The organism is Billgrantia ethanolica (assembly GCF_021404305.1).
In the GTDB taxonomy this organism is placed as follows: Bacteria; Pseudomonadota; Gammaproteobacteria; order Pseudomonadales; family Halomonadaceae; genus Halomonas; species Halomonas ethanolica.
The window spans coordinates 515,936-529,395 of the sequence record NZ_JABFTX010000002.1; the positions used below are offsets into that span (position 1 = coordinate 515,936).

Sequence of the window (13,460 nt, forward strand, 5' to 3'; positions counted from 1 at the left end):
CGTTACCCGCAGCGACTGTACCCAGGTGTCAAGCCAATGGGGCACGACGGTAATGACTGACGAAAAGACGAATCCACGAAACCCCGAGGCCGACCTGGAGGACATGGTCGCCTCCAGTGATACCGGAGCGCGCAAGCCGCTGGGGGCACCCGGCAAGCTGCTGGTCGGAGTGGCTGCCGCCTGGTCGCTGTTCCAGCTCTGGATTGCCTCACCGCTGCCCTATATCTTCCGCATCGGGGTGTTCAATGCCACCGAGGCGCGCTCCATCCACCTGGCGTTTGCCATGTTTCTGGCCTTCATGGCCTATCCGGCGCTGAAGCGTTCGCCGCGCGACCGCATACCGCTGCAGGACTGGCTGCTGGCGTTGGTGGGTGCCTTCTGCGCCGCCTACATCTTTCTCTTCTATGCGGAGCTCTCCGACCGGCCCGGGTCGCCCATTCTGCGCGACGTGATCGTCGGTGTGGTGGGTATCGTGGTACTGCTCGAGGCGACCCGGCGCGCCCTCGGTCCGCCGCTGGCCATCGTCGCATCGATATTCATTCTCTACTCGCTTTTCGGCCCCCACATGCCGGGCATCCTGGCCCACCGTGGGGTCAGCCTGTACGGCCTGGTCAACCACCAGTGGCTCACTGCCCAAGGCGTGTTCGGTATCGCCCTTGGGGTATCGACCAGCTTCGTCTTCCTCTTCGTTCTGTTCGGCGCCCTGCTCGACAAGGCCGGTGCCGGCAACTATTTCATCAAGGTCGCCTTCTCGCTGCTGGGACACTACAAGGGCGGGCCGGCCAAGGCCGCCGTGGTGGCTTCCGGGATGACCGGCCTGATCTCCGGCTCCTCCATCGCCAATACCGTGACCACCGGCACCTTCACCATTCCCATGATGAAGCGAGTGGGCTTCTCGGCAGAAAAGGCCGGTGCGGTCGAGGTCTCCTCGTCGGTGAACGGGCAGATCATGCCACCGGTCATGGGGGCTGCGGCCTTCCTGATGGTCGAATACGTCGGCATACCCTACGTGGAGGTGATCAAGCACGCCTTCCTGCCGGCGGTGATCTCCTATATCGCGCTGATCTACATCGTGCATCTGGAAGCGCTCAAGGCCGACATGAAGGGGTTGCCTTCCAGCAACCCGGTACGGCCGCTCCTCAACAAGGTGTTGGGCTTCCTGACCGGTCTGATCCTGCTGATGGCGCTCTCGTTTGCCGTCTACTACGGCCTGGGGTGGCTCAAACCGGTGCTGGGCGATGCCACTCCCTGGGTCGTCGGTGTGGGACTGGCCATCATCTACGTGGGTCTGCTCAAGCTCGGTTCGTACTATCCCGAGCTCGAGCTCGACGACCCGACTTCCAAGGTCGTCACGCTGCCCCGTACCAAGCCCACGGTGATGGTGGGGCTGCACTACATCCTGCCGGTGATCGTGCTGGTGTGGTGCCTGATGGTGGAGCGTCTCTCGCCCGGTCTGTCGGCCTTCTGGGCCACGGTGTTCATGATCTTCATCATGATCACTCAGCGTCCCATCACCGCCTTCTTCCGCGGCCGCAGCCGTCTCGCTGCCGACATCAAGGAGGGCTTTCTCGATCTGTGGGACGGTCTGGTCGCCGGTGCCCGCAACATGATCGGTATCGGTATCGCCACGGCTACCGCAGGCATCGTGGTGGGCGCGGTCTCGCAGACCGGTGTCGGCCTGGTGCTGGCCGACGTGGTCGAGATCCTGGCCATGGGCAATCTGATGCTGATCCTGCTGCTCACCGCGGTGCTCAGCCTGATCCTCGGCATGGGGCTGCCCACCACCGCCAACTACATCGTGGTATCGGCGCTGATGGCGCCGGTCATCGTGATGCTGGGGCAGCAGAATGGTCTGATCGTGCCGCTGATCGCGGTGCACCTGTTCGTGTTCTACTTCGGCATCATGGCCGACGTGACGCCGCCGGTGGGGCTGGCCTCGTTCGCCGCGGCCGCGGTATCGGGTGGCGATCCGCTGCGTACCGGTTTTCAGGCGTTCTACTACAGCCTGCGTACCGCGGCGCTGCCGTTCCTGTTCATTTTCAACACCGATCTGCTGCTGATCGACGTCGGTTGGCTTCAGGGAATCGTGATATTCATCATAGCGACCATCGCCATGCTGATCTTCGCGGCCGGGACTCAAGGCTATCTGCTGGTGCGCAGCCGCTGGTACGAATCGGTTCTGCTGCTGCTGGTGGCCTTCACCCTGTTTCGCCCCGCTTACTGGATGGATCGCATCCACGATCCCTATCAGTCGATCCCGCCGGCCGAGTTTGCCCAGGCGATGGGCCAGGTCGAGGATGGCAGCCAGCTGCGTGTGCAGATCGCTGGCGAGGATGCCTTCGGCGACCCCATGACCACCTATCTGCTGGTGCCGGTGCCACGCGGCGACAGCGCCGAGGAGCGCATGGAGCGGCTGGGCATGGAGCTGTGGGTCGATGGTGATCAGGCTACGGTCGACTTCGTCGAGTTCGGTAGCCTGGCGGCGGACATCGGCTTCGACTTCGATCAGGAGATCATCGAGGTACTGGCGCCGGTGGATCGCTGGGCCAAGGAGTGGATGTGGATCCCCGGGTTCCTGTTGTTCGGCCTGGTGGTGCTGTTGCAGCGTCGGCGCAAGCTTCAGCAGCCGTCGTCGACTGCTCACGCCTGAGGAGGGTGCAGAGATGTACGACAAGATACTGCTGGCTGTGGATCTCAATGAGGAATCGTCGTGGGCCAAGGCGTTGCCCACGGCGGTGACCCTGTGCCGGACCTTCGGTGCCTCGCTGCACGTGGTCACGGTGCTACCGGATTACCACATGCCGCTGGTGGGCTCCTACTTTCCACGCGATTTCGCCAAGAAGGCCCATGAGGCCATTTCCCAGGCTCAGCACCGTTTCATCGAGGAGCACGTGCCCGACGACATCAAGGTACAGTCCGTGATCGTCGACGGCTCGCCCTGGGAGGCGATAGTCAAGTCGGCCAAGAAGCTCGAGGTCGACCTGATCGTCATGGCGTCGCACAACAAGCGCAAGTTCGCCGACTACGTGCTGGGCCCCAACGCCGAGCACGTGGTCCATCACACCAAGATGTCGGTGATGATCGTGCGCTGAGTGCGTTGAGTGGTCATGCAGGAAACGCAGAAGACCCGGCCAAGGCCGGGTCTTCTGCGTTCAGACGTACCCGTCGAATGAGGTCAGGACAGATCCAGCTCGGCGACGTGGCGGGCCGTTTCGCCCGTGTCGTCCTGCCAGGTGAACTCGGCCTCTGCGCTCTCCTCGGGAGTGAGGAAGAAGCGCAGGTAGGGGTTGGCGGAAACCGCCTGATGCAGGTCGGCTTCGAATACCACCTCGCCCTCGATGGAGACGCTGAAACGCTCGACGATGTGGCGGGGCAGGGTTTCACCGTCCTCCCCTTCGCGCAGTCCGGTTTCCATGGGGTGGTTGATCAGGGTGCGCACCTCGGCGGGTTCTCCGGCGGACAGCCCCGAGGAAACGCTGACGCGCGGATTGGAGAGCGCGTCGTTGGCGTCGTTGCCGTTACGCATCAGACAGCCGCTCACGGTGATGCGCACCTCGCGAGAGGTGGCGAAACGCTCGCCCTGATGGCTGGTGGCGATGGCAATGACCTGCTGGGTCTCGTTCAGCCGTACCCGGGTGGAGATCTCCGGCTTGGCGCTCAGCTGGGTCAGGCGAAAGGTGGCCACCTCGGGATAAGGATTGCCGTTGGCGAACAGATCGATGCGCTCGATGTAATCGCCCTCGGCGAGTTCACCGTCGAAGCTGACCGTGAGTGGCACGGCGGAGCCGTCCTCGGATACGTGCGGCAGGTCGAGTGTCAGCCCCTCTGTGCGGGGCTCGCTCTCGCCCAGTACGCTCTGAGCGGCTTCCAGGCGCTGCCACGGCTCATTGGCGAGCCCGGGCAGGGCCAGGCCGGCCAGTCCGATGCCGGCGCAGGCCAGGGTCAGCCCGCGCAACAGACGGCGGCGAGAGGCGTCGTGACGAGAGTAACGGAACGGATGCATGGACTCCTCCTGTTGATCAATGCTTTGACAGCGCCAGCGGCCCGCGGATTCCCAGCCGCGCACCCAGCACGATGCCGGCCACGGCAAGGAACGAGGCGAGCGACAGCGTCGAGAAGCCCGACAGGCCCTGGCCGATGGAGCAGCCCAGGGACATCACGCCGCCGATGCCCATGAGAACGCCCCCGGCCATGCTGCGCAGCATATGGGCCGGCGAGTCGAACGACTGCAGGCGGAAGTCCCGTCGCAGCAGTGCCGTGGCCAGCGCGCCCAGCACTACGCCACCCACCACGCTGACGCCGAAGCCCAGGCGGGTGCCGGTGGAGAGCATCAGGTACTGCAGCGACTCGCCGATGGGCGCAACGAAGGTGAGACTGGCCAGGCGCACCGGTTCGAAGTCGTCGAAGCCGAGTACGCCGGTGGTGTACCAACTGGCAGGCACCAGGGCGCCGATGGCAAGGCCGCTGGCCCACTCTCGCGGAGTGTTACGAAAGGCCTGGCTGGCGAAGGCCCAGGCGCACAGCCCGCCACCCACCAGCAGCGCCGGCAGCCAGCCAGGCAGGCCGATCAGCCTCGGCAGGGTGGCCGCGGGCAGGCGCAGCGTAGTAGCGCCTTCGAGCCACAGGCGCAGCGGGGCCAGCACGCCCGACAGTACCATGAAGGCTGCCAGACCCAGGCACACCAGCACCACGAAGCTGCGCAGGTTGCCGCTGCCGAGCAGTACCAGAGCGCGAGCGCCGCAGCCGTTGGCCAGGGCCATGCCGTAGCCGAAGAGCAGGCCGCCCAGCGGTACGGCAAGCCAGGAGAATCTGTCGACGGCGTAAAGCGAGGCATCGAGCGAGACCAGCCCGGTCGCGGCCAGGCCCTGGCTGCCCAGTGCGGCCACGCCCATGGCCACGGCGAAGGCCCGCAGCTTGCGTGAGTCGCCCTGCGTCGTGGCGTTGACCACACCGCGCAGCAGGCAGAAACCGGAGAGCTGACCGACGGTGCCGAAGACAAGGCCGATCGCCAACCCCGCCCAAACGACCAGCTCGGTATGACTCATGGTGCTCAGCTCCTCGAGAAATGCAATGTAATGAAAAGGGCCGCCCGCAGGCGGCCCTTTCGATGACTCGCCACCTTGGGTGGCCGAGCAGTATAGCGCCTTGCGGCGATGGAGTTCAGGCCTGAGTGCCCCAGGTATCCTGGCAGATGGCGTTGTACCAACCGACGGCGTACTGGGCTTCCAGCGCCCGCGTCGTGTCGGGAGCGCCTGTCGGGCTCACGCCGCCGGAACCTTCCACTTCGGCGATCGCTCCGTCCACCACACGGTAGACCCCGGCCACCGAGATGCCGTACTCGGGGCCCACCAGGCTGTAGCAGGTGTTGGTCCAGTAGGCCTCGGGCGCCGGGCGTGACTCGAGCGAAGCGGCGATGGCAGCTGCCACGACCTTGGCCTGAGCGTTGGCACAGAAGCCCGACTTGGGCATCGGCGCGGCGACGGTGGCATCGCCGATCACGTAGATGTCCTCGACCTGCCGCGACTCGAAGGTGTCGGGCTTGACCGGCACCCAGCCGGAGTCGTCGGTGACGCCGGCACGTTCGGCGATCCAGCCAGCCTTCTGCGGCGGGATGACGTTGAGCACGTCGGCCTTGTGCACGGTGCCAAATTCGGTTTCCACCTCCAGACGCTCGGCGTCCACCCGAGTGACACGACCGTCGTTGGAGAGGCCCACCCACTCGATACGGTCGCCGTAGAGCTGCTCCCAGCCTTCCATGAACAGCCCCTGCTTGGAGAAGTTGTCCTTGGCATCGAGGATCAGCACCTTGGACTTGGGCTTGTACTGGGCCAGATAATTGGCCACGAGGCTGGCACGCTCGTAGGGGCCGGGCGGGCAGCGGAAGGGGTTCTCCGGTGCCACCATGACGAAGGTGCCGCCATCCTCCATGGCTTCCAGCTGAGCGCGCAGCGTCTCCGTCTGACGGCCGGCCTTCCAGGCGTGGGGCGCCTTCTCGGCAGCCGCTTCGTCATAACCCTCGAGGGCGTTCCAGCGGATGTCGATCCCGGGGGAGAGCACCAGCCGGTCGTAGTCGAGCTCGCTGCCGGTGGAGAGATGGACCTTGTGCGCGGCGGCGTCGACATCCTCGGCCATGGCGTGGATCACGCGGACCCCGTAGCGATCCTGCAGCTCGTCATAGCCGTGGGCGATCTCGTCCATGCTGCGCAGCCCGCCCAGATGCAGGTTGCTGAACGGGCAGGTGTAGAAGGTCTCGGCCGGCTCGACCAGGATCACCTCGATGGCCGGATTGGCCCGCTTGAGATACTTGGCCGCCGTGGCACCACCGAAGCCGCCGCCCACGACGACGACCCTGCCGGCATGCTGTCCGCCGATGGCGAAGGGCGTGACGCCACCCACCAGGGGCAGCAGCGAGGCGGCACCCAGGCCCTTGATCAGTTGCCGGCGGTTGATGCCGGAACGTTGGGAATGCTGTGTCATGGCGCGCCTCACTCCTGCGGTTCTGGTTCTGCTTGCGAATCGTCATCGCCGTCCGGGTCGATGGCGGCAAAATGGGCCGCCAAGGCGACGAGCTCCTCATCGGTGAAGCCTTTGGCGATACGATCCATGATAGTGGTATCGCTCTGTTCCTCGTGCTTGAAGGCGAGTAACCGCGCCTCGAGAGCTTCGGCAGGCCGCCCGGCGATGGTCGGCACGCTGCCTACCAGGCGACCGTCGGTACCGTGGCAGTTGGCGCAAGCGGCGGCCATGAGGTCAATCTGCTCGGAGGAGAAGCTGGGCTCTGCGAGCCCCTTGGCGGCGATGCCCCCGAACAGCAGCACCCCAAGCACCGGTGCGGCCGCCCTGCGAAAGAACCGTTTCATCGTCAGGCTCCTGATTGCGTTATCTATTGTTCAACTGACCGTAAGCCGAATGTTAAAGCCATCGGCAGAAGCTCAGAAGGAATACTTCGGCATTCTCTTATGACTGAATATACGCCAATGGGCCGTCGCCAATCCTTGGCAGCTCTCAGACCATCCCGCACAAATCATGACGCCCCGGCGAGACCAAGCGGCGTGAAAGGATCGCTGTAATTTCACGCGCAGCGTTGACAACTTTGCGCGGCACTCTTGTGCGCGGTCAACTAGAGTGGAAATCATGAAGACAACAAGACGTCGTCCGGACCTCCCGGCCGGAAAGACGCTTGCCAGTCCCAACCATGGCAACAAACGGGGTACGACAATGAATGCAGCGACCAGATCCTCAGGGCAGAGCTCAGCCCCCAACGTCAAGATCACCATCAACCCCATTGGCATGGACAGACCGCGAGCCTGGCTGGCAGCGGGCTTCGAAGATTTCCGCCGGGCCACGGCCGTCAGTCTCGCCTACGGCATGTTCTGGGTCGGCTTGAGTATCGCCGTCACGGCCGGGGCCATCGTCCTCGACCTTTGGCACTGGCTATTGCCGCTGGTGGCCGGCTTCATGTTCATCGGCCCCCTGGTCGCGGTAGGTTCCTACGGGATCAGCCGGGCACTCGAAGAGGGCCGTGTGCCGCATCTCGGTGACGCATTCGGCGCCTGGCGCCCCCATGCCGGGCAGCTGGCGATGATGGGCGTGATGATGATGATCTTCTTCCTGGCCTGGATTCGTCTGGCAACCCTGCTCTTTGCACTCTTCTTCGGCTTCGAGGCGCCGGGGGTGGCGGAGCTCTACGCTTCGCTGCTGACCACGCCGGAAGGGCTCGGACTGATCGTGGTAGGCACCGCGGCGGGCGCCGTGCTGGCCTTCGGCGCCTTTTCCATCAGTGTGGTCGCCATTCCGACGCTGATGGACCAGGACCTGACCTTCATGGAGGGCATCGAAGCGAGCGTGCGCACCGTCGCGCGCAACTTCAAACCGATGCTGCTGTGGGCGGTGATTCTGACCGGCAGTGTGCTGATCGGAATGATGACGTTCTACATCGGCCTGGCGCTGATCCTGCCGGTATTGGGGCATGCCAGCTGGCACGCCTATGAGGATCTGGTGCGCTGTGAGCCGGTGGAACAGCTGAAATCGTGAACCTCACCCTTGGCAGGGGGCCGGTGCCTCCTGCCAATTCTGATTACGCTTTTCCTAACTGAACTTTTCTTCAGTTTCGCGTACGCTTGGCCCATCCCAATGACTCGGACGGCCCACTATGCCTCGATCATGGCCAAGCTGTGCAATGGCTGTAACTGCTTTGCTACTTTCCTCGACCATGCTGCCTGTGCAGGCTGCGCCGCTGCCGCCACCCGAGGGTGAGGTACTGCTCAGAGTGATGGGCAATATCGAGCATCCGAACGTTGACGGAGAGCTGCAGCTTGATCTGGACCAACTGATGACGCTCTCTCCACACGTGATAGAGACGGCCACGCCCTGGACTGAGGGGGTCGGTCGCTTCGAGGGGCCGCTGTTTCGCGCCGTGCTGGAAGCGGCCGGTGCGGAAGGTGAGCGGGTTCGGGTGGCGTCGCTGAATGAGTACGAAATCGAGATACCCTTTTCCGACCTGCACGATTACGATGTGATTCTCGCCGTCATGCGTGATGGTGAGCCCATCGCAGTACGCGACCTGGGGCCCGTGCTGGTGCTCTATCCTTTCGACGAACATCCCGAGCTGCTCAACGAAACCATCCGCCATCGCTCCGTCTGGCATGTGGGTACCGTCGATGTGCAGTGAGGTCTCATGGCAAAGCCTCAGTACGGGGCGTTGAAGCATGTTGCGCTATCCGCTGCGACTGAAGCTGGGAGCGGTGGCGGCTCTGCTGTTCTTCGCTGCCGCCCTGGTGGTCGTGGGGTTGGCGGCATGGCGTCAGGATGAGCTGCATCAGAGTGTCATCGGCGACGCTACCTGGCATGCCTACAAGCTCGATCGCGATATCGTTCAGCTACGCAGCGATCTGGCGCTGCAAGTTGGCAGCGCCCATTCGCTTGATGCCCTGCGGCTGCGCTTCGAGCTGATTTACAGTCGCGTCAATCTGCTGCAGCGCGGCGATGTCAATCAAATGCTGCAGCAGATCCCCTCGGTAGAACAACTGCTGCCGGACCTCGTGGTACTGATGACCGATGTCGACAGCCTGCTCGATGAGATCGACCTGTTGGGGCAGGGAGAACGCTGGGTGCTGTCCGACCGTCTGGAGCGGGTCGGGGGACTGACCGAGCAGTTGATCATCGCCATCAATGGTCACCTCGCCGAATCGGCAACCCGCGACCGGGAGGCGCTGCAATCGCTGTACGCGCTGCTGCTGGCGTTGATCATGGCCATGAGTCTGACGGCGCTGATGGTGGTGGTGTTCCTGGTACGAGAGGCCCGCGACAATGCCGAGGCTCGTCGTTCGCTGGAGTCGCTGAGCCGCGAATTGCAGGCCACTGCGCACCGTGCCGAGGCTGCCAGTCAGGCCAAATCGGAGTTCCTGGCTACCGTCAGTCACGAGATCCGCACGCCGCTGAATGGGGTCATCGGCATGAGCGACCTGCTCATGGATCAGCCGATCGATCCAAAATCGCGAGAGTACGCCCGTACCCTGCATGTCAGCGCTGCACGGCTGCTGGAACTGATCAACGACATTCTCGACTTCTCCAAGATCGAATCGGGCAAGCTGGAGCTCGAACGGCGCCCGATTCGCCTGTCCACGCTGATCGGTGAGGCTTGCCGGCTGTTCGGGCCGCATGCCGAGGCCAAGGGGCTCAAACTGACGACGGCGTTTTCCCCGGCGTTGCCTGAGCACGTGATGGGCGACCCGGCACGGCTGCGTCAGGTGCTGCTCAACCTGCTCTCCAACGCCATCAAGTTCACCGAACACGGTGAGGTCCGTGTCGAGGCGGCGTTGAGCGAGCAGGGGGAGCTGATGCTTGCCGTAAAGGATACGGGGCCCGGAATCGCGCTGGAGAAGCAGGACTGGCTTTTCGAACCCTTTCGACAGGCAGATGCCTCGACGGCCAGGCGCTACGGCGGTACCGGGCTGGGCCTCGCCATTTGCCGTCGCCTGACGGAAGCCATGGGCGGCAGAATCGGCCTCGACAGCGCCCCCGGCCAGGGCAGCCGTTTCTGGGTCGTTCTGCCGCTGGAGACGGTGGTTTCCAGCGAACTTGAGTCACCGGTGCTGCAACCGATTCTGGAGCCTACAGCAGGTGGGAAGGTGCTGCTGGTCGAAGACAACCCGGTCAACCAGCAGGTGGCGGTGGCGATGCTGGAGCGTCACGGCTGTACGGTCAGTGTCGCAGACAGCGGCGAGAAGGCCCTGAAAATGGTCGGTCGTGAGGCCTTCGACATGATCTTCATGGACGTACAGATGCCCGGCATGGACGGTCTGGAAACGACTCGCCGCCTGCGCTCGATCGGAGGCTGGCTTGCCGAAGTGCCTATCGTGGCGATGACGGCAGGGGGGCCGGGAGCCGAGCGTGAGCGCTGTCTGTTTACCGGCATGAGTGGTTACCTCGCGAAACCGCTGCGACGCGCCGAGCTGGCAGCGGTGCTGCGCCAGTGTCTGTCCGGGAAGGAGCAGATCGAGAGTGCGGAAGAGCGTGTGGGCGCCGAGATGCTCGATGAGGGTGTGCTCGAAGAGTTGCGCGAGTCGCTGGGGCTTGAGGCACTGGCAGCATTGTTTGTCGTGCATCGCGAACAAATGCAGCAGCATTCCCAGAGTCTTGAGCAGGCATTCGAGCAGGGGGATCTATCGGCACTTGCCGCGCGTGCGCACCGGCTCAAGGGGGAGTCGGGCAGTCTTGGCGGGCGCAGGCTTGCCGACTCGGCACGGCGCCTCGAGCTTGCCGCGCGCGATGAGCGGCATGACGAGGCGGCCGTCGAGCTTCGGGTCCTGCAGGCCAGCATCCCCGTCACCCTAGAGGCGTTGGAGAGCTGGCTGAGTGCCTGCCAAGACTGATGCGGCGTCTTTCGATACCGGGCGTCAGGCCTCAGGCTCGATGCGATAGAGCCCGCCGTCGCTCTCGTCGGTAAGCACGTAGAGCAGACCGTCGGGGCCCTGGCGCACGTCGCGAATACGACCCAGCTCGTTCTCCAGCAGAATCTCTTCATGGGCGATGGCTTCGCCATCCAGCACCACGCGATGGAGACGTTCGGCGTAGAGCGCGCCGACGAAGAGGTTGCCCTGCCAGCCCGGGAACTCGTCCCCGGTGTAGAACGTCAGCCCAGATGGGGCCAGGGTGTCTTCCCATACGTGCACCGGTGGCTTGACGCCGGGCGCCACCTCGCCGATGCCGATGAACTCGTCGGTATCGTATTCCCGTCCGAAGGAGACCTGAGGCCAGCCATGGTTGCTGCCGGCCTCGGCAACGTAGAGCTGCTCGCCGCCACCGGAAGGGCCATGGTCGATGGCCCACAGCTCGCCGGTTTCGGGGTGCAGTGCCAGCCCCTGGTTGTTGCGGTGGCCGTAGGAGAATATCTCGGGACGCAGGTTGCCCGGCTCCGCCTCGATGAAGGGGTTGCCCTCGAAGGCGCCGCCGTCCTCGTGCAGGCGAATGATCGAGCCACCCGGGTCGGTGAGATCCTGGGAGGGATAGCGAATGCCGCGGTCGCCGATGGAGAACATCACGCTGCCGTCGCCGGGAAAGACGATACGCGAACCGTAGTGACGGCCGGGTGCGGTGCGCGGCACCTGGGCATAGATGGTCTCGAGGTCGGTCAGCTCGCTGCCGTCGTCGCTCAGGCGGGCGCGGGCCAGCGCCGTGCCGGTGCCGTACTCGTCGTCGCCCATGACCGAGTCGTCGTCGCCGGGGCTGGAGTAGGTGAAGTAGATCCAGCCGTTGTTCTCGTAATCGGGATGCACGACGACATCCAGCAGGCCGCCCTGGTTGCCGCCTTCGGGGGCGGGCTTCTGATCTTCGTCGGTGTCGATCTTGGGCAGATTGCCGACCTCGGTCACCTCGTCGCCGTCGACCAGATACAGGCTGCCCGGGCGTGCGGTGATCAGCATTCGCTCGTCCGGCAGCCAGGCGACGGCCCAGGGGTGTTCGATACCGCCCACCACCTGAGTCACGGTCAGGGTGGCCTCTTCGCTCTCCACGCCGGAGGCCACCTCTTCATTGGTGACCTGGACGTCAGCGTGGGTGAGTCCGGCGAATGCCATGCCGCCGGTTACGGCGAGGGCGAGCGGGGTGCGCGTAAAGCGCGGATGGGATGAGAATCCATGGAACTGCATATCGCGGTGCTCCTTGCAGGCGAGATGAGGGAGAGACGCCGTGAAGCGCCGGTCCCTTGCCAGCGTAGGAAAACCCAGCGGGCTCCTCAAGTTGGGACCTGGGCCCAATGAAGGGGCGCTTCTCCCTCCAAAGTACCGTCTTGGCGAGACCTCACCAGTGCTTTACTGAGGTTGCCGTCGCCCATCGGCGCGGTGCCACTCGACACGACAACAACCCTGGAGGAACCGCCATGTGGACCAAGCCCAGCTTCCGTGACCTGCGCCTCGGCTTCGAAGTCACCCTGTACATTGCCAATCGCTGATAGATCGACGTCACGGGGCCGAGAGGCCCCGTGTTTCAGCTCCAGGAGAGTGCCATGCAGGTGCTGATACTCGGCTCGGCGGCGGGCGGTGGATTCCCGCAGTGGAACTGCAACTGTCGCAATTGCCGCGACGTGCGTCTCGGCCAACCCGGCTTCGTGGCGCGAACCCAGTCGTCCATCGCGGTAAGCATGGACGGCGAGCGCTGGCTGCTGTGCAACGCCTCACCCGACATCCGCGCCCAGCTCGGTGCCTCGCCGGCACTCTTTCCCAGGCGTGGCCTGCGCCACACCGGCATTGCCGAGGTGCTGCTGGTGGATGCCCAGATCGATCACGTGAGCGGGCTGCTGTCGTTGCGTGAAGGGTGTCCGCTGGATGTCTGGTGCACGCCCAGCGTGCATGACGACCTCTCCAGCGGCTTTCCGCTGTTCCCCATGCTGCGCCACTGGAACGGTGGGCTCAACTGGCGCGAGATCCCGCTGGCAGGGGAGCGCGAGCGCTGCACCTTTCAGGTGCCGAGCTGCCCCGGGCTCGAGATCACCGCACTCTCATTGAGCTCCAATGCGCCGCCTTATTCTCCGCGCCGTGGCGCACCGGCCACCGGCGACAACCTGGGGCTGCTGCTGCGCGACACGTTGACGGGCGGCGCGCTGTTCTACGGGCCGGGCCTGGGCGAGCCGAGCGAGGCGGCGCGGGAGTTGATGCAGCAGGCCGACTGCGTGCTGGTGGATGGCACCCTGTGGCACGACGACGAGATGATTCGCCTCGGCATCGGCCATGCCACCGGGCGCGACATGGGGCATCTGGCGCTGGCCGGCGAAGCCGGCATGATCGCCGAGCTCGATGCGCTGCCGGAGACGACGCGGCGCATTCTGATTCACATCAACAACACCAATCCCGTGCTGGACGAGGCCTCCCCGGAGCGCGCCGTGCTGAACCGGCGTGGCATCGAGGTGGCCCACGACGGCATGCGGCTCACCCTGTAGCCGCTGGAAGTATCGTCGCCGCGTC

Annotated in this window: 12 protein-coding genes; 7 read left to right on the plus strand and 5 right to left on the minus strand. The window is 64.5% G+C overall.

Annotated elements, in window-relative coordinates:
- The first annotated feature begins 52 nt into the window (after positions 1 to 52).
- Positions 53 to 2,650 carry a TRAP transporter permease gene (locus HOP53_RS11210; RefSeq protein WP_234270117.1) on the plus strand — a complete coding sequence of 866 codons (2,598 nt, stop codon included), beginning with the start codon at positions 53 to 55 and terminating at the stop codon, positions 2,648 to 2,650.
- Positions 2,651 to 2,663: 13 nt separating this feature from the next.
- On the plus strand, positions 2,664 to 3,092 hold the full coding sequence (locus HOP53_RS11215) for a universal stress protein (RefSeq protein WP_010627028.1): 429 nt from the start codon (positions 2,664 to 2,666) through the stop codon (positions 3,090 to 3,092).
- Between the two features lie 83 nt (positions 3,093 to 3,175).
- On the opposite strand, the gene soxZ is transcribed toward HOP53_RS11215, so the two are convergent.
- From soxZ to HOP53_RS11235, 4 genes are all read right to left on the minus strand, one after another.
- A complete protein-coding gene (gene soxZ / locus HOP53_RS11220; protein ID WP_234270118.1) occupies positions 3,176 to 4,003 on the minus strand; it encodes a thiosulfate oxidation carrier complex protein SoxZ in 828 nt (275 codons plus the stop codon).
- Positions 4,004 to 4,019: 16 nt separating this feature from the next.
- Positions 4,020 to 5,045 carry a YeeE/YedE family protein gene (locus HOP53_RS11225; protein WP_234270119.1) on the minus strand — a complete coding sequence of 342 codons (1,026 nt, stop codon included), beginning with the start codon at positions 5,043 to 5,045 and terminating at the stop codon, positions 4,020 to 4,022.
- A 115-nt stretch (positions 5,046 to 5,160) separates the two neighbouring features.
- Complete coding sequence (locus HOP53_RS11230) at positions 5,161 to 6,477, minus strand: NAD(P)/FAD-dependent oxidoreductase (RefSeq protein WP_234270120.1); 1,317 nt, start codon at positions 6,475 to 6,477, stop codon at positions 5,161 to 5,163.
- An 8-nt stretch (positions 6,478 to 6,485) separates the two neighbouring features.
- Positions 6,486 to 6,860, minus strand: a complete 375-nt coding sequence (locus HOP53_RS11235; RefSeq protein WP_234270121.1) for a c-type cytochrome — start codon at positions 6,858 to 6,860, stop codon at positions 6,486 to 6,488.
- A 358-nt stretch (positions 6,861 to 7,218) separates the two neighbouring features.
- On the opposite strand from HOP53_RS11235, the gene HOP53_RS11240 reads away from it, so the two are divergent.
- The 3 genes from HOP53_RS11240 to HOP53_RS11250 all read left to right on the plus strand — a co-directional run bounded on the left by HOP53_RS11240 (position 7,219) and on the right by HOP53_RS11250 (position 10,874).
- Positions 7,219 to 8,034 (plus strand): DUF2189 domain-containing protein, encoded by an 816-nt coding sequence (locus HOP53_RS11240; protein WP_234270122.1) that lies wholly within the window; start codon positions 7,219 to 7,221, stop codon positions 8,032 to 8,034.
- 145 nt (positions 8,035 to 8,179) lie between these two features.
- Positions 8,180 to 8,671 (plus strand): putative pterin-binding protein, encoded by a 492-nt coding sequence (locus tag HOP53_RS11245; protein ID WP_234270123.1) that lies wholly within the window; start codon positions 8,180 to 8,182, stop codon positions 8,669 to 8,671.
- Between the two features lie 37 nt (positions 8,672 to 8,708).
- Positions 8,709 to 10,874: an ATP-binding protein gene (locus HOP53_RS11250; protein ID WP_234270124.1), complete on the plus strand. Its 2,166-nt coding sequence runs from the start codon at positions 8,709 to 8,711 to the stop codon at positions 10,872 to 10,874.
- Positions 10,875 to 10,898: 24 nt separating this feature from the next.
- Here the strand turns inward: HOP53_RS11250 and HOP53_RS11255 are convergent, their stop codons facing one another.
- On the minus strand, positions 10,899 to 12,149 hold the full coding sequence (locus HOP53_RS11255) for a PQQ-dependent sugar dehydrogenase (RefSeq protein ID WP_234270125.1): 1,251 nt from the start codon (positions 12,147 to 12,149) through the stop codon (positions 10,899 to 10,901).
- A 230-nt stretch (positions 12,150 to 12,379) separates the two neighbouring features.
- On the opposite strand from HOP53_RS11255, the gene pqqA reads away from it, so the two are divergent.
- Positions 12,380 to 12,451, plus strand: a complete 72-nt coding sequence (pqqA, locus tag HOP53_RS11260; protein ID WP_010627037.1) for a pyrroloquinoline quinone precursor peptide PqqA — start codon at positions 12,380 to 12,382, stop codon at positions 12,449 to 12,451.
- A 54-nt stretch (positions 12,452 to 12,505) separates the two neighbouring features.
- On the plus strand, positions 12,506 to 13,435 hold the full coding sequence (pqqB, locus tag HOP53_RS11265; RefSeq protein WP_234270126.1) for a pyrroloquinoline quinone biosynthesis protein PqqB: 930 nt from the start codon (positions 12,506 to 12,508) through the stop codon (positions 13,433 to 13,435).
- Positions 13,436 to 13,460 lie beyond the last annotated feature (25 nt).

Excerpts from the sequence above, each read along its gene's own strand:
- HOP53_RS11210 (WP_234270117.1), top strand. The coding sequence starts at position 53 with ATGACTGACGAAAAGACGAATCCACGAAACCCCGAGGCCGACCTGGAG.
- HOP53_RS11215 (WP_010627028.1), top strand. The coding sequence starts at position 2,664 with ATGTACGACAAGATACTGCTGGCTGTGGATCTCAATGAGGAATCGTCG.
- soxZ (WP_234270118.1), bottom strand. The coding sequence starts at position 4,003 with ATGCATCCGTTCCGTTACTCTCGTCACGACGCCTCTCGCCGCCGTCTG.
- HOP53_RS11225 (WP_234270119.1), bottom strand. The coding sequence starts at position 5,045 with ATGAGTCATACCGAGCTGGTCGTTTGGGCGGGGTTGGCGATCGGCCTT.
- HOP53_RS11230 (WP_234270120.1), bottom strand. The coding sequence starts at position 6,477 with ATGACACAGCATTCCCAACGTTCCGGCATCAACCGCCGGCAACTGATC.
- HOP53_RS11235 (WP_234270121.1), bottom strand. The coding sequence starts at position 6,860 with ATGAAACGGTTCTTTCGCAGGGCGGCCGCACCGGTGCTTGGGGTGCTG.
- HOP53_RS11240 (WP_234270122.1), top strand. The coding sequence starts at position 7,219 with ATGAATGCAGCGACCAGATCCTCAGGGCAGAGCTCAGCCCCCAACGTC.
- HOP53_RS11245 (WP_234270123.1), top strand. The coding sequence starts at position 8,180 with ATGGCTGTAACTGCTTTGCTACTTTCCTCGACCATGCTGCCTGTGCAG.
- HOP53_RS11250 (WP_234270124.1), top strand. The coding sequence starts at position 8,709 with ATGTTGCGCTATCCGCTGCGACTGAAGCTGGGAGCGGTGGCGGCTCTG.
- HOP53_RS11255 (WP_234270125.1), bottom strand. The coding sequence starts at position 12,149 with ATGCAGTTCCATGGATTCTCATCCCATCCGCGCTTTACGCGCACCCCG.
- pqqB (WP_234270126.1), top strand. The coding sequence starts at position 12,506 with ATGCAGGTGCTGATACTCGGCTCGGCGGCGGGCGGTGGATTCCCGCAG.